General features: G+C 65.5%; 11 protein-coding genes. 5 read left to right on the forward strand and 6 right to left on the reverse strand.

The annotated features are described in order from the left end of the window. Positions 1–75: 75 nt before the first annotated feature. Positions 76–3,363 (reverse strand): DUF499 domain-containing protein, encoded by a 3,288-nt coding sequence (locus tag OXG83_11235; GenBank protein ID MCY3965602.1) that lies wholly within the window; start codon positions 3,361–3,363, stop codon positions 76–78. A 149-nt stretch (positions 3,364–3,512) separates the two neighbouring features. Here OXG83_11235 and OXG83_11240 point away from each other — a divergent pair, with 149 nt between their 5' ends. Then, positions 3,513–4,352: a hypothetical protein gene (locus tag OXG83_11240; GenBank protein ID MCY3965603.1), complete on the forward strand. Its 840-nt coding sequence runs from the start codon at positions 3,513–3,515 to the stop codon at positions 4,350–4,352. A gap of 38 nt (positions 4,353–4,390) precedes the next feature. Here OXG83_11240 and OXG83_11245 read toward each other — a convergent pair whose 3' ends face one another. The 3 genes from OXG83_11245 to OXG83_11255 are packed head-to-tail and all read right to left on the reverse strand — an operon-like array spanning position 4,391 to position 9,612. Beyond that, a complete protein-coding gene (locus OXG83_11245) occupies positions 4,391–4,963 on the reverse strand; it encodes a hypothetical protein (protein MCY3965604.1) in 573 nt (190 codons plus the stop codon). Then, positions 4,960–6,315, reverse strand: coding sequence for an ATP-binding protein (locus OXG83_11250; protein ID MCY3965605.1), 1,356 nt, complete (start codon positions 6,313–6,315; stop codon positions 4,960–4,962). The genes OXG83_11245 and OXG83_11250 overlap by 4 nt, the downstream gene beginning before the upstream one ends. A 9-nt stretch (positions 6,316–6,324) precedes the next feature. Continuing rightward, positions 6,325–9,612 (reverse strand): DUF1156 domain-containing protein, encoded by a 3,288-nt coding sequence (locus OXG83_11255; protein ID MCY3965606.1) that lies wholly within the window; start codon positions 9,610–9,612, stop codon positions 6,325–6,327. A 286-nt stretch (positions 9,613–9,898) separates the two neighbouring features. Between OXG83_11255 and OXG83_11260 the strand changes: the two genes are divergently transcribed. The 4 genes from OXG83_11260 to OXG83_11275 are packed head-to-tail and all read left to right on the forward strand — an operon-like array spanning position 9,899 to position 13,583. After that, on the forward strand, positions 9,899–10,453 hold the full coding sequence (locus OXG83_11260; GenBank protein MCY3965607.1) for a hypothetical protein: 555 nt from the start codon (positions 9,899–9,901) through the stop codon (positions 10,451–10,453). Then, a complete protein-coding gene (locus tag OXG83_11265; protein ID MCY3965608.1) occupies positions 10,450–11,817 on the forward strand; it encodes a 7-cyano-7-deazaguanine synthase in 1,368 nt (455 codons plus the stop codon). Before OXG83_11260 ends, OXG83_11265 begins: the two co-directional genes overlap by 4 nt. Then, positions 11,789–12,979: an XRE family transcriptional regulator gene (locus OXG83_11270; GenBank protein MCY3965609.1), complete on the forward strand. Its 1,191-nt coding sequence runs from the start codon at positions 11,789–11,791 to the stop codon at positions 12,977–12,979. Before OXG83_11265 ends, OXG83_11270 begins: the two co-directional genes overlap by 29 nt. Beyond that, positions 12,951–13,583, forward strand: coding sequence for a hypothetical protein (locus OXG83_11275; protein ID MCY3965610.1), 633 nt, complete (start codon positions 12,951–12,953; stop codon positions 13,581–13,583). Before OXG83_11270 ends, OXG83_11275 begins: the two co-directional genes overlap by 29 nt. Positions 13,584–13,892: 309 nt before the next feature. On the opposite strand, the gene OXG83_11280 is transcribed toward OXG83_11275, so the two are convergent. Beyond that, positions 13,893–14,516 (reverse strand): hypothetical protein, encoded by a 624-nt coding sequence (locus tag OXG83_11280; GenBank protein ID MCY3965611.1) that lies wholly within the window; start codon positions 14,514–14,516, stop codon positions 13,893–13,895. Positions 14,517–14,666: 150 nt separating this feature from the next. Next, positions 14,667–15,386, reverse strand: coding sequence for a hypothetical protein (locus tag OXG83_11285; GenBank protein ID MCY3965612.1), 720 nt, complete (start codon positions 15,384–15,386; stop codon positions 14,667–14,669).

Below are 15,386 nucleotides of genomic sequence, written 5' to 3' on the forward strand. Positions count from 1 at the left end.
TCATCGCCGCGCGGGAAGCCTCGCCTACCGTGTGCCTCCGTCCTCGCGTAGTGCCAGATCCCTTGAGCTCATCGGTTACTCTGCCCTCAAGTCCTCAGACACCTGCTTCAGCACCTCGTTCAGCGCCTCGCGCGCTTCCTCAGGCGCGTCCTCGGCCAGCATCACACCCACCCGGAACTTGAGCCCCAAACCCGCGCCGACGCTCAACAACTCCGGTAGGCGCTCGGTGAGGTCCTGGAGCTCGTCCGGTTCCAGCAAAGCCTGAACGACGCGAGGCTCCGGCGCCGGATCGAGAGCCGGGGTGTCCTTCGGCCTCCGCAGCTTGAGGGAACCGGCGTGTTCTGCGCCGATGGTCGTGCTGCCCTCGGCCACCTCCAGCCAACGGCTCACGACCGCATTGTCGATCCCCTCCCGGAGCAGTCCCCAGGGCACGGGTTCCCCTAGCTTCTGCGAGAGCGCCTGCCCCAGCGCCCAGCCGCTGGTTTGACCGTCCGTCCAACCGCCCGGCACTGCTTCCTCGACCAACTCCTGAGGAGTCAGGCCTTCCGGCGGCGGATGCAGCATGACGCCCTCGTCCAGCGCGCCGTAGGGCACGTCCTCCTTCCAGACGGAAGTCGGGCCGTTGCGCAGCCAGACGAACCCCTCCTTCACCGCCGCCTCGACGGCCTGATGAAGCACCTCCTCGGAGCACCGCGGCACGCTGAACAGGTCTTCGTAGCCCTCCCGCGGAACCTTCACCGTGAAGCCGCCGGCGAAGTAATCCCGGAGGTTCGCGAACCCGACTCCACCGGCCTCCTCCGCCCACAAACCGGGCAACTCTCCGGGCGCGAGCAGTGTGGGTGCGAGCTGCGCCAGCTCGGCGTCGCCCGGCAGCAGGACTTCTAGCGCAGGATCGTCGCTGGACTCGGCATCCACCGACTCGCGCCACCAGGTTCGGTGGCTACCGTCAGGCCGTTCCAGGCGCGCTGCGAGGAGGCCGCGTTCCACGCCCTGGAGCACAGTCTCCCGGACGACCGCCGGCCTCAGCATCTTCGGCAAGTGGGGATAACGGGCGAACGCTCCCGCGAGGTCCTTGACGAGCCGCGAGGCCTCGTCCTCGCGCCAAAGGTCGTAGGGCCCTCCGGGAAGGAGAGCTTCCGCATCGACCGGGGTCTCCCGAATGCGAGTCCTCTCGTCGCCCTTGATCTCCAGGAACAGCGGTCCTGCTGCCCCCGGCAGCTTGAACGCCTGCTCAGCGCCGTCAGCGTTCACGGTGACGACGACAGAGTAGGCCTGCCTGACTGCGTCGGGGACCCTCAGCCTCGCACCCCGGAGCCTCTGGTTGAGGCGTTCGCGGCGGACGGCGTCTACGGAACGCCCTTCCAACTGACTTTGCACGTCCTCCCAGCCCAACAGGTCGCGCACGGCGCTGCGGGCAGCCTCAAGGCCGTCGCGCGACGGCACGGCGAGGACCAGAGCGTTGCGATGGACCCGCGGCCGGTCCGCGCTGGTCGTCTCGGTGAGATAGCGGCGCGCCAGGGCGCTCGGCTTGCCCGACTCGGACACGGCGGCGGGCCCGAGCACGGCGTAGCGGAAGCTGCCGTCGTCGCCCACGTCCCGTGGCGACGCGGGCAACACATGAACCACCGCGCCGGCAGCCCTGGCGCCGTCGGTAAGGAGCCGGAGCTTGCGCGTCGTCTCTTCGAGGCGGACCTCGACCGCGCGCTCGGTCACACGCTCGTTGCAGGCCTCGTCGTGCATTTGCCGCAGGTTCGGTCGGTTGCCCAGCCGCCACGACTTGGGCAGACCGGCGTCCGCTTCCACGGCGTCGCCCTCATCCTCGTCGTCCAGGAACCAAGAGAGCTCGCGCCAGCGGGCAAGTCCCTTGCGAAGGGCGATCTCATCCGGGCCTCCCGCGCCGACCATTCGCAGCAGCTCCGGCGTCGACGCCTTGCGGCCGACCGGCTGCGAGTAGAGAAACACCGAAATCACCGCCTGCTCCACCTCGCGCCGGCGTGCCAACGCGGGCAGCTCCTCGTGGATGCCGGCGGCTTTCGCCAACTCCGCTTCGAGTAGAGGCGCCCAGTCGGTCGGTGAACCCTCGCCCGACTCCGAACCGGCCACGCTCGCCAGCTCGCGCACAGCCTCGGAGATACCCGGGTCGCCCGCCGGCCGAAGCAGCGTTGACGCGCCGATCAAGGGGCTCGAGTCCCACGTTTCGGCCTCGCGCAGGGCGGTGGCCAACGTGCGGAGAATGCCCCGCGTGCGCTGGAAGCCGGCGATCTGGGTCCAGCGGCTGTAGAAGACATCGGTCAGGTCCGGGTGGAACGGGAAGCTCTCCTCGAACCGGCCTTCCTCCCGGCTCTTCGCCTTGGCCGTCGTCTCGTCTAGCCTCGCCAGCTCACGCACCGCACCGATCGCCTGGGACCGCCAGGACTCCTTGTCCCGCAGAGCCTCCGGCTCGAAGAACCGGCGCCGCAGCACCTCCGCCACATCCTCGCGCTGGACCGGCTGAACGCCCTCCTCCCGCTGTCGGCGAAAGATGTCCAAGAGATCGGCGACCAGTCTCCGGCCCTCGTCGCCCTGCTGCTTCGCAGGGTCGGTGGCCAGCAGCGACGCCACCATCGCCGCCCGGTCCACCTTGGTCACGGCCTGGCTCAGGTACTGGAAGAAGTCGATGACGCGGTCTCGCCACACACGGTCCTGCCCTGCCTTTTCCCTGGCGTACATCAGGACCTCATCCACCAGGATCAGCGTGCCCAGGCCGCGCTCCTGAGGGCGTTCCAACAGCTTGGCCAGCAACGGCTCCGCCGGCGGCGTCTCCCGCTCCTCCGCGCAGCCCTCTCCGTGAATCGAGCGCAGCCCCTCGTCGCCGTCGAGCTGGTAGGCGAGCACGCTCCACGGGTGGCGAAGCGGACGTGTGCTCCCATCAGGGGATCGCACCCCCTCGATGCCCCGTTCCACATCGATCTTGTCGAAGCAGAGCGCCGCCGCGTGGGCGCCCGGGAGTCGGCCATCGGCATGCTCCCGGAACTCGTGAACCGCCGCCGCGTCGGGCAACGCCTCCGGCTCCCGGAACAGGTGGTACAGCGTGATCAACGTGTGCGTCTTGCCGCCGCCATACGTCAGTTCCAACTGGCGTACGGCCTTGTCGCTCTTCCCTGCAAGCCGCGCAGCCACGTCCTTAACCAGCTCTCGCAGGGCGTAGGTCGGGTAGGTCAGCGCGAAGAACTTCTCCGGTTCCTCGTACACCGGCCGCTGGCCCCGCTGCAGGGTCACCTCGTGCAGATCCGCCGCGAACTCCGCCAGCGAAAGCTCGCCGGTGCGTAGCTCGTCCTTCAGCCGGACGACTTCGTGCCAGGGTCTGGGTCGGTGCCTGCTCATCGTCGCAAGGGAAGCCGGGATGCTACACACGCCAAGCGGCCGCCGGAGCGACGGAAGACGTCCTTCGGGTACGAGGTCGCGAACCGCTAGCGTGCAGACCACTGGCCCGACGTGCCGGCGGGATCAAGGAAACGGAGGACGATAAAGCCATGCCTGCAGCCCAGACCGAGTACTCGGAAAGCCACTATCCGAACCGAGCATCAACCCCAGAGTTCGAGTCCGTGCTCGCTCTCCTGAAGAACGAGTGGGCCCATGCCGAATGGACGCTCCAGGAGTTTCGCGGCCTGTTCTCCGATGGCGAGCGCCTCGCGGTGCTCAATGGGGTCGCCGGCCCCCTGATGGTGTTGGTTCAGGATGTTCTCTGGGAGAACCTGTTGCTGCGAGTAGCGCGGCTGACCGATCCGGTTCAAACTGCCGGCCACCACAACCTGACCTTCCAGCAGATCCCGGCCTTCTTCACCGATCAGCCGGAAAAGCACCGTGAGCTGGGCGATCATGTCCGGGCTGCGGTTCACGCCGCCGAGTTCGCTCGCGACTGGAGAAACCGCCGAATCGGGCATCGAGACCTGGAACACTCGCTCGATGGGCAGGCCAAGCCCTTGGGGAAAGCGAGCCTCCAACGCGTCGACGCGGCACTGGCCGCCATCCACCGGATTCTCTGCACCATCACAAGCTACGAGCAAGCCGAACTACTGCGTCGGGTGGGCGGTTCCAACGCCGCTGACGGGTTCTACTATCGGACCTTGCGTCTTGTCACGGCCGCCCAGTTCATCGACGGCATCATCGATGCGGACGGTACGTCCGAGACCACGGACTTCGACGCAGCCAGAGAGTTCCTGGAGCCGCACTGGACTCGTCCAGACTGGAAGATGATCGAACGACTTGTGGAACTACGCGTTGCGGCCCGGCTGTTCCCCCGTCAACCGAACCTCTTGGCACGCCAGATCGTGAATGATCAGCGGGCCCGCCGGGACAACGCCATCGAGTAGACCCGAGCGCCACCAGCTCGCAAGCAGCTGCCTCTCTGTCAGCCAGCCGCTACGAGCGCTTCCAGCCGACGGGCGAGGGCATCGAAGTCCTCGGGGCACTTTTGGCGGATCGCGTCGATACGGCGCGATGCCTCTTCGCCCAGCCACCTGCGGCCGCCTCCGGGGCCGTCGGCGACTCCCCGCTCCCTGGCCAGTTTGTCGAAGTAGCGTTCCTTGACGTGGACTTCGGTACGCACATCAGACCAGCGCCACTTGGACGGCAGTTCCAGGCCAGCGAGTGTCCAGGTCTCGAGTTCCTCCCACGCGTTCTCCGCCAGAAACGGCCGCACGGTGCTGAACTCCTCTTCGATGGCGTCCAAGCGAGTCCGCCGCCCCTTCTCACCGTCCCGGTCCACGCAGAGGACGAAGATGTCCACCATGGCTCGATACTGATCGACGACCTCGGCTAAGCGCTCCGACTTCAACGCTTCGCCAATGCCGCCGAGCAGCGGATCCTGGCAGACCTCAACGTGAGCGGACTGCTTCCCGAGCTCTCGAAAGAGCCGGCGGAAGAGCGGCTTGAGAAGGTACTGGTCTTGGCGGAAGTCCTCTGGGACGACAAGAACATTCACGACTTGCCAGTCCCACCATCGCCGGCAAAAGAGACCGCGTGCTCCATCCAACCCGACGCGTGAAGGCGCCCGAGGCCCTGGGACTCGCGAAGGCGCTCGGCATCCGGCAGCTTGGCGACTGGCCGAATCACGGTGTCGTGCGTATCAGGGCGACGGCAGAGGACCGACGTGTGCTTGAAGGTCTCGTCGTTGACCATCGACAGCAGCTCCGGCGAGTGCGTGGTGGTGAGCACCTGAACCCCACCCTTCCCAGTTTGCGTCTCGATCAGGTCGATCAGGAGGCGCAACCGCGACGGGTGAATTCCGTTGTCAATCTCCTCGAAGACGTACAGGCCAGCCGGGTTTGTACCCAAGAGCGCCGCCAGCATGGCGAGGAAACGCAGCGTGCCGTCGGAAGCCGCGTACGCCGAGACTTGTCTTCCCCCCGACTCCCGCAGGGCGAGCTGAACCCGTCCCGTGGTGGGATCCACGGGAAACTCGAAGTCCTCCACGTCCATGGGAGTCAACTCGCGGGTCCACTCGACGAACGTCTCCCTCCTCTTACTGTCAGAGCAAATGTCTCTCAGCACCGTCGGGAGGTTGTCGCCACCGTCGCCGAGGATGGTCTGGCCAGGAAACGCCGGTTGCCGCATCTTCTCCGGCGATAGGTCGAGAAAACGCATACTCCCGAGCCTGGTTTGAACGAGCCGCGCCCGGAACTTGTGGTCTCGCACAACCCTCTTCTGCTCCTGAATCTGCACGAGGGCAGGGCGATCCCGCGAGACGTTGACGCGGTTGCCAAACTTGCGTTGGGTTCCCGTCTTGGCCATCCTGAGAGCCATCAGCGGGTCGTGCCTCTCACGCCAAATCGGATCCCCTCTCTCGGGCGTACTCGTGAACACGGTCTTCTCCCACGCCCAGCCGGCAGCCAGAAGCTCGTCTGCCACTTGAAATGGGGTGGAGGCACTGCTTTCGCGGGCAACAGCGATCCTGTACCGGCCCCGGCGCTCCCAACGCGCCCGTCCTCGGAGCGAAAGATCCGCCCAAGGCGGGGTTGTACCTTCGGCCGGTAGCATCGCCCTGGAAGGCAGCCTCACGCCGACCTCCAGGAGGAAACTCTCGTGGCCGAAGCGAACGATCTCGTCTACTGCGCCGCGAATCGGCTCCCACTCGACCTGTCCTCCGGCACCGTACCGGCCTCCAATTATGTCGGGCAAGCGGTAGCCGCGGCCGATACCGTGAAGGAACCGGAAGGCATCGCGGACATTACTCTTGCCGCTCGCGTTGGCGCCGACTAGCACCGTAAACGGCCCCATCCGAAGCGTCTCGTCGGCGAAGTTCTTGAAGTCCTTCAGTCGGAGGGACGTGATCACGGCAGGAACCTACAACATGGTCTGCTGGCGAGGCGCTCGCGCCGAGGCGCCACTGCCCTGCAGGTGATTCTGGATCGACTCCAGGATCGATCGCTCTTCGGAGCCTTCAGCGGCGAGTTCGATGACCGCCTGGACGACCCGCGCGAACAACTCGTGCCGCCAGAGGCCGCGGTCGGCCAGGTAACGGTCCACCCGGCTTTGCTCGCCCGTCTTCCAGAGCTGCATCAGCCGGTGGACGCAATCGATGAAGGCCGGCGGCTCGCCGTCCGCCGAGGGCTCGCCCAGACCGCGGTGGCGACGTCGGTTCCACGGCTTTAGCCGGGCTTCCGAGCCGGATGTCTTCGAGGCCGGTGCCTCGTCGTCGCCATCTTCGTCCGAAGCTCCGGTTGCGACCGCGGAGGCGCCGCGTGCCAGCAGATCGAGACCGCCGACGAGGTCAGCGTCCGAGAGGTTGCACGAGACCGCGTACAGGATGCAGACCCCCGCTGGGGCGGCGTCCAAGCCGAAGTCGTTGCGGTGCAACAGGTAGTAGGTCGTCAGATCGTCGAGTTCCGCCGGCGCGCCCGGCTCGGCCTCGAGCAACCGGTTCACGACGAAGGTCACGACGATGCGCCGCACCTGCCGCAAGAACTCCGCCACGGACAGCGTCTCTCGCGGCGAGTCCGCCTTCTTGACCACGGGATGGCGGCTGAAGGCCTCAAGGGCAGGACCAGTGGCCGCCCACACGAAGTCCGGTCCGCGGATGCCCGCATCCCAGAACCGCCGCAAACTCTCCGTGATGTTGGACCGCACTTCGGCCAGCACCGCGGCGTCCCAGCCCGGCCGGGCGTCGGCGGGCCGCCGCCGACAGACTAGCCAGATCGAGGAAGAGAGTGCCGCCGAGGCCAGGGAGCGTTGTCGGTTCAGCCGCTCACTCTGAATGGGCCAGGAGCCGCAGGCGACAAAGCCGGCACGGATCAGGGCCGAGACCAGTGTCTCCCAGGCGTCCGGCTGCTTGTTGGCGAAGACGATGACGAGCCGGCCGTCGGGCCGTAGTGCGTCGTAAAAGCGGCCGAAGGCGCGCGCCATGCCGTCCTCGTAGTTCTGCTTCGACGCATCCCGGTCACCACCGAAGCGGCTGGCGTCGTCGATCAGCTCTCCGTCGCCCTCGCCGTCTGAGGCCTCTCGGCTCCACTTGGGACCGAGCGGCGCCCCGAAGGCGGCATCCATCTCGGGCGACACGCCGTGGAGGACGCGCCGCAGCCAGACGTAGAAGAAGTCCATCAGATCCGAGTAGGGGATGGCGTCGTAGTACGGCGGGTCCGTGCAGATCAAATCGAAGCGCCGACACTCCCAAGGTCGCGTAGCCGATCTCTGGGACACTTCGGCCAACGGGGCTTTCCCCGTAGCTGGCTGAAGGTGGTCGCACACTCTCGCCACCCACTCGACAGCTTGTACGAAGCCACCGGTCGTGTCAGTCAGCGGGCACGATTCGGCGAAGTCCCAGACCATGGGCAGCGCAAAGCGCGCGAAGGTACTCCGGATCTTGTCGTGGTCGTTCGTCCACGTTGCCAACGAACTGCCGCGATCTGTCAGTCGACTGATGGATGGCGCAAGACAAACGGCGAGCGCCTCGCCCCAGCCCTCCGGATAGTCGGCCGTATCCCTCGTGAGAGTACGTAGCGCTCTGACGAACGCGCCCAATGCGAGTGATTGCCGGTTGGTGAAGAGCTTCCGCCACGTATCGAAGCCATAGCGCGGAACTCGCATTCCGAGGGCTTTCTCGTCGGGCGTCGGTTCCTCCGGCAGACCAAACGGAATCTCCGCGAAGAGCGCTCGCAACTTCTCTTCATCGACCGAAGCAGCCGCTAACTCGACTTCGGTCGGCAACCGGTACTCCTTGCCTTGCTGCCCGTCCACGACCACAGCCGTCATCCGCTCACCGAGTCTCCCCGTCCGGCCCTCGTTGCGCAGGTCGGCCATCGTCGAGATCGCGCCGCAGCAAGGGCAGGCGGCGCCGCTTCGGCTCATCGTCCCGCCGCCCAGACGCCGGTCGTGCTCGCGCCGCCGCGCCCCGTTGCCACCGCCTTCCGGCACGTCATGCTGCAGGCCGAACTCGACGCCGGAGCCGTTTCCCCGCGGCGTCACCGACAGAAGCACTCGCTTGCCCGGCTTCTTGCACAGCCAGCGCGTCTTGAGCAGCGGCATTTCCGCCCGGCAGTTCGCGCAACGGATCGTCCGCGCCCACAGGTAGGCGACCGTCGGCTTCGCGACCCAGCGCGGATTCGCCTCGTTCTCCAGGTAGGCGGAGTCGAACTCCCCGTTCAAGTCGGCGACCGAGACGTTGCCCTCGGCATCCGGTTCGAGCAGCCGCGCCGGGCGCGGCCGGAACCGCTTCTCGGGAAACTGGATGGCTGCGTTCCGCTTGCCCCGCCCCTTGCGCCGCACTGGCTCGAAGTCCGCGTAGGTCGGGTAGCGCTTCGCCAGGTCCTGTCGAGCCTCGGCCAGGATCCGGCGACCCCATGCCCGGAGATGCCACGGAAACCCGGCTTCGAGCGTGGGACCTGCGGATACGCCCCGTGCCGAGGCGCGCTGTTCGGCGGAACCGTCGAACAACGCCGAGCGAAGCTGCACGGGGTCGCCGTCGCCGTGACCCAACCGCCGCAGTACTTCACGCAGCGCGGCCTTCTTCTTTACACCCTGCGCCTTGAGGCACGCCTCAACGAAGTCGCGATCACGCAAGGCGAAGTACGGCAGTGGCAGCTCCTGCCCCGCCACCAAACGCGGGTAGTGCAACGTGCAACGGAGGACAAACCAGGCGACCGGGTTCAAGTCCGAAGCGGTGACCTCGCAGCCCAACCGCATCGCCTCCAGAGGGATCGCCCCGCCGCCCGCGAACGGGTCGAGCACCCGCGGCGCCCGGCCGCCGAAGGCCTCGCGGATTTCCTCCCGCAGCTTCTCAATCTCCGGGTCGCTCTCGCGGCCCCAATGGAGAACGCCCCCCGCGGTTCCCTCCCGGAGCTTCCCGGCCCGGGTCTGTCTCTGCCGCACCTCGCCCGCGATTCGCGCCATCAGCAGCCGCCGCCCTTCGGGGTCACCCGGATCAGGCAACAGCGTCGCCAGCAACACCGCTCGGCAAGCCGCCAGCGGCCGCCGCGCCGGCCAGATGTGCAGAGTCGAGATGTGCCCGTGCCGGACGTTCTTCTCGTGAACCGAGTCCAGAGACGCCTGCCGGAGAGGGAACGCGGCTTCGATCAGGCGAGCACTGGGAGCGGGCACATGGCCCTTTCCGCCCGTCGGAGCGTGGCCGTCAGTCATTTCGGCATCGCTTCGCCGACCACGGTACGGTGTCGCTGGTCTCCGCGGAGGCCGCTACGTTCACCTGCATGACGGCCCATCGTAGCCTTTGCCCCTCGCGACCCGAGTGACTCGCCCGCTACGCCAAGGCGCGTTCTGCCGCTAGGCCGGGCGGCTCCCGCCAAGCGGCTCGTTCGACAGGTCAGGACCGGCTCCGCTGAACAAGACTTGACTTTGTCAGGAAGCCAAGGAAGGATCTCTGACATCGGAGCCACGAGTGAGTGACGGGCCACACAGAAGTCTACCCATGGAACGCCTCTGGAAGGCGGCCGCGAAGCGCGCTGAGATTCAGGCGTACAGGATCGATGAGATTGCAGAGTGCGCTCAGAGGGCACTCCTAACGACGCTCAGGAAGGAGCTGCCCAGGTCGTTTCTTCGAGAGGTCGAGCGCTGTCTGAGCGGCCGGCAGGTCTTCATTCCCGGCACAAGCGACGCTCCCGCTCTCCTCGAGGAGCTGCAGAGCAGAGTTCAGGAGGGGCGGCTGAGGGAGCCACTGATCGAGTATGCGATTCTCGCGGTGGAAGCCGGTTTGCACGGCGAACGCGCTCTAAGGAAGGCCTTGCAACGGCTTGCAGTGGACGAATTGGGGCGTCGCCGCCGCCAGATCGACGAGCACTATCTACGTCGCTCTTGGCGCGGCACTCGGTCGGCACTGAAGCGCGTAGCAGCAGGGTTCGACGGCATCGATCTAGCACTTGTCACGAAAACGCTCGCCGGCCCGAAAGACGCCACCAGGACGGGAAGACCAGTACCAAAGGATGCTCTCGACGACGGAGTCCCACTGCTAGGGGTGGGGCCTTGACCGGCACCGAGTTGCGAGTCGATGTCCTGGAGGCCGGAAGCCATGCGAGCGCGGGCCGGGTGCCTTGCAGAATCGGTCGGAATCTCCGGTTCGAGACGGCAGGGTTGCGGAGCTACTGCCTCGGGGATTGGAATCCGAGGATCTTCGACGCTTTCGTGGTGGCAGCGGCAGTACAGTTCTGCGACGGTCTCAGATCTAGGCCGCCCGTGAGCTGGTCGCGCCGTCTTGATCTGCGAGTTCCCGTGCACGATCCGCCACTCTGGGCGTCGACGGGGGTGTCATCGCCTCTGATCAGGGCTCTGAGCCTCCAGACCGGAGACCGGTGGCGTTTCCACTTCACATCACGGCGAACCAAGGAAACTGCTAGGCAAGGCGTCCTGGATCTCCCGCACGCCGACGAAGGCGTGCTCCCGTTCAGCAACGGCTTGGACTCCCACATGGTCGCGGAACTCCTCGCTAGCCCCTCCGGCAGCAAGCCACTCAGGGTGCGTCTGGGCGCAAGCGCCCCGGCAGGAAACGGCGCCGACACACCGTTCAGGTCAGTGCCCTACAGGGTGCGGCACGCTCCCCGCCGCGCAGCCGAGAGCAGCGCTCGCTCGCGAGGGTTCAGGTTCGCCCTCCTTGGTGGCGTAGCCGCCTACCTAGCGGGAACGCACACCGTGGTAGTGCCCGAGAGCGGGCAGGGTGCGCTGGGGCCTTCGCTTGTCCCGGTCGGACAGCTACCGCCAGACCACCGAAGCCATCCGGCCTTTCTTCTCTTGATGCGGGAGTTCCTGGGCGCACTACTCGACTACGACTTCTGCTACGACGTGCCGCGACTCTGGAACACGAAAGGAGAGACGCTCCAGGAACTCCTGACAACGCAGCCGAACGACGCTAGCTGGCGGGCCACGCGATCGTGCTGGCAGGGCTCAAGGCACGTCTCGGTGAACGAGAAAAGGCGCCAATGCGGTGTTTGCGCCGCCTGCATGCTCCGCCGCATGAGCGTGCATGCTGCTGGAGCGACTGAAGAGGAGGACGGCTATGTCTGGGAAAACCTCGGCGCTGACTGCTACGAAGCCGGCGCGGCGCCCGCGTTCAAGAACCGCTCGCCGAACGGAGCTCTCCATGAGCACGCCATAGCCGGAACCCTTCACCTCGAACATCTCGCACTACTTGGACTGCGACATAGAGAATCCCCGAAACTGAGTACCCACGTTCGACGGCTGAGCCGGTCGCTCGGCCTCTCACGGCAAGAGACCAGTGAGAAACTCCACAGGATGCTGACCAAACATGCACAAGAATGGGAGAACTTCCTCGACCATCTCGGCACCGACTCGTTCATCACGAAGTGGGTTGCCGAAATCCGGGACGCTTACGCATAGCAAAGCCGAGTGCGCGGAGATCGGCCGACGCCTCCGCTGCGCCCGTGAAGCCAAGGGCATCACGCAAGCTGCCGCAGCCTCCGCCATCGGCGTCGCTCGCACCACCCTAGTGGCAATCGAGCAGGGCCGGAGAACCTGGCGGCCTTCCGAGATACAACGGCTGGCTGCAACCTACGGCACGACAGCGAACGAACTGCTGCGCGCCGAGGCGGTCCACGTCAATCTCGTGCCTCGATTTCGGAAGCTGCACGGTTCGGGCTCTGACCAGGCCGAGTCCGCCGCCCGTTTGCTGGCCGACTTGGTGCGAGCAGAGACCGAGCTCGAGAACCTCCTCGGCATTCGGAGAACCCTGAACTACCCTCCTGAGAGGGCCATCCTGCCAGGCGATGTCGAGCGCCAGGCCGAGACCGACGCTTCGGAGTTCCGGCAGTGGCTCGGTCTGCGACAGGCTCCCGTTCGTGACGTGCTCAGCCTCCTGGAACTCGACCTCGGAGTACGCGTCTACGTCCGCCCCATCGATTCCCGGATCTCCGGCCTCTTCGCCTACGACGAAACCGTCGGTGCCTGTGTCCTGTTGAACGCGAAGCACCCGCCCGCAAGGCGAGCCCAGACTGCCATTCACGAGTTGGCCCACCTTCTTTCGGCCCGGCATGCTCCCGCGATCCACTACCGCCATGGCCGAGGAACGTCTCGCGAGGAGCGTTACGCCAACGCCTTCGCTCGCGCCTTCCTGACGCCGAGGCGGGCCGTCACCGAACGCCTGCAGGCGCTCACGGCCGGCTCAGGAACCGTGACGCGACGAGCGATCATCCTCTTGAGCCATGCGTTCGGGGTATCGCTCGAAGCGATGGTTCGCCGCCTGGAGGATCTGCGACTCGTCCATCGGGGCTCCTGGGACTGGTTCCAAGCCAACGGCCGCATCACCCGGGAACACGTCCGCGAGGTGCTAGGGGACCTCGACCAGCCTGAGGCCCAGGCGCTCGAAACGCACGGATCGACGACTCTTCGCCTGACCGCCCTTGCGAGCGATGTCTACCGCAAGGAGTTGCTCAGCGAAGGCCAGTTGGCCAGCCTCTTGCGTCTAGGGCGCCGGGAACTCCGTCAACTGCTTGCCCACGAGGCCTTCGGAGTCGATGCCGGCACCTCCAAGCCATCTGTATAGGTTCACCGGCCCGCTCGTTGCCGACTCCAGCGTTGTCATCAACCTGAACGCGACGCGGCGTGCGGAGGCGATTCTCGAGACCATACCGAACCGAATCCTCGTCACTGAGGAGGTCCTTAGCGAACTTCGATCCGGCCAAGGCAAGGAACACCGAGACTCGGACCTGTTGGACGAACTCGTAGCGAGTCGCTTCATCGACGCGGTCCGGCTTGGAGAGTCCGGCCTAGACGACTTCCTTGACCTTGTCTCAGGCCCGTCCAACGAGACGTTGGGGGACGGCGAAGCCGCAACGATCGCCATGTCGCTGGAAGCGGGCGGCCTCGCCCTGATCGACGACCGCAAAGCTCTACGGATCTGCACCGAGCGGTTTGCGGGGCTTCTAACGAGTGGCACCGTGGATCTGCTGCGCCATCCGGAAGTCGTTGAGGCACTGTCGGATAAGGAACTCGCCGACGCGGTCTTCGCCGCCGTCCGCGACGCTCGAATGCACGTTCCACCACACCACGGAGAATGGGTGATCCGCTTACTAGGCAGGGAGAGAGCCCAGAACTGCCCCTCCCTTGCCCGGATCCTCCGTTCCATGGCTGCACCCGAAGCGAGCTAGTTCAAGCCTGGCCGAACCCTGGCCAGCCAAAGCCGTCCACCTCATGTCCCAGCACTATTCCCGCCAGCCCGAAGCCGCATGCGTCACTGGCCGAAGGTACGGGTATCCCCGACTGCACACATCGCTAAGTGCCAGATCTCACTAGGGATCCACTCTGCGTCCGAAGGGTGGAACGCCCTCAACGCCGAGCAGGCGTTCTCCCCCTGCTCCTTCGGCCGTCCGAGGATCGGTGGCCCAGTGACGTTCTCTGGCGCGCCGTCCATCGGAACTGCGTCTTGCGAGGAGGCGACCTGCCGCAGCTCTTGGTCGCTATTCCCTATAGTCCCTCCAGCGAACCGTCTCGATCGGTTCGAGTGTGCCCACCAGCCCGTGAAGATACTCCGAAAGCCACATCAGCAGCGAGACGTTGATCCGCTCCAGATCTATGCTCTCCTCGTATGGGTAGCGAGAGTACTCCAGTGCGATACTCAGTTCTTCCAAGTCGGAGTGAAGCTCGGCGCCCGTCAGTTCCTTGTAGTGATCCTCCAAACCTGTGCGCACGTCGTCCTCAATGTTCTCCAGGATTTCATGCAACCTATGGCCACCGTCGGCGGCAGCGTGCACTCTGTACGGTCGTAGTGGCTTCTTGTCCAGTTCTAGTGCTTCGATCGCCGCCTTCTCTATGCCCGCTCGTAGAAGTGCTTCCTTGCTAATGGGCGGCAGACTCTCCTGTGCAACGTGCACCGTCTCAGCCGAAAGGGACTTCAGGTACAGCTCTACGGCCATCGCTGCTACGTTGATTCTCGGCAGGAGAAGTTTCTCTACTCCCAATGACGACTGGAAGTCCAAGATGCGTCGCGCCATCTCGTATTGGTCCGCAGCGTCTCTCACCTGAGGATTGGGCACCTCACGGCGACTTGCCCATTCCTGGGGCGGCAACTTCTTCTTAGGCACTGATGGTCTTCTCGGGCGTTGATGGTTGATCAACGCACCTGCCGTCTACGCAACCAGTTCGCCATCTGCCTGTGAACGTCGCTTCGGGCTCATCTCGTCGTACGCCGCACGGCGGCCCTGCACCTAGCAGACTCGAAGCCCCACTTGGCTTCAGAACTCGTCCTCCTCTGCAAGCCCGATACGCCGCAGGAGTAGTCTCCCGAGAGGGCTCAGCTTGGTCCCCTGGGACTTGATCATGCCTGTCTTCTCGTCGAACTCTGGTAAGTCGCCTTTCCTCGGTTTTCTGAAGGTCTGGTGGAGCAGGCCCACGTCCACAAGCTGCCGCCTTGTCAACCTGTACATCGCTGCTCGGTCGAGGTCCTCTCGGGGCGACTGCATGTGTGCACGGACCGGCTCGAGCACTTCCTGGTGCCGTTCGTAGAACTCGTCCGATCCGATGTGCCGATGGAGCTTCGACTGCAGAATGACGATCTGGTCGTCGTCGATCTGGTCCAACAGCTTTAGCAGACGCGTGGCTTCAATGGCCTCCCGCTCGTCGGATGTCAGACCACGGGCAACCAGGGTGGCGATGTACTCCAGACGTTCCGACGACAACGCACGGACTGCCTGAACGGCGCCATCCTCGAACAGGTCCACCTTTCGAGGTTCCCGAAGCGCCGACGCCAGAGTCCGAGCCTCGACTTCAGCAACACGCCTCTCCAGCTTCCTTAGATACTCACCAATCCGCTCCCACCTCTGCTCAGGGATGATCTGGCTGATGAGGTTGGCCAGGATCGGCCCGATCGCAGGCACGATGCCCGTCAGGCCCTGCAAGGCCGAGAGAGCGCGGTCGCGCCGTGTCGGGTCGACCGGAGGTCCGCTGTCACTCAT

The sequence above is a fragment of the Acidobacteriota bacterium genome (genome assembly GCA_026707545.1).
GTDB lineage: Bacteria > Acidobacteriota > Thermoanaerobaculia > Multivoradales > Multivoraceae > Multivorans.

What these genes read in the sequence shown, in the direction of transcription:
- OXG83_11235 (MCY3965602.1), bottom strand. Translation starts at nt 3,363, where the DNA reads ATGAGCAGGCACCGACCCAGACCCTGGCACGAAGTCGTCCGGCTGAAG.
- OXG83_11240 (MCY3965603.1), top strand. Translation starts at nt 3,513, where the DNA reads ATGCCTGCAGCCCAGACCGAGTACTCGGAAAGCCACTATCCGAACCGA.
- OXG83_11255 (MCY3965606.1), bottom strand. Translation starts at nt 9,612, where the DNA reads ATGACTGACGGCCACGCTCCGACGGGCGGAAAGGGCCATGTGCCCGCT.
- OXG83_11260 (MCY3965607.1), top strand. Translation starts at nt 9,899, where the DNA reads ATGGAACGCCTCTGGAAGGCGGCCGCGAAGCGCGCTGAGATTCAGGCG.
- OXG83_11275 (MCY3965610.1), top strand. Translation starts at nt 12,951, where the DNA reads ATGCCGGCACCTCCAAGCCATCTGTATAGGTTCACCGGCCCGCTCGTT.
- OXG83_11285 (MCY3965612.1), bottom strand. Translation starts at nt 15,386, where the DNA reads ATGAGTGACAGCGGACCTCCGGTCGACCCGACACGGCGCGACCGCGCT.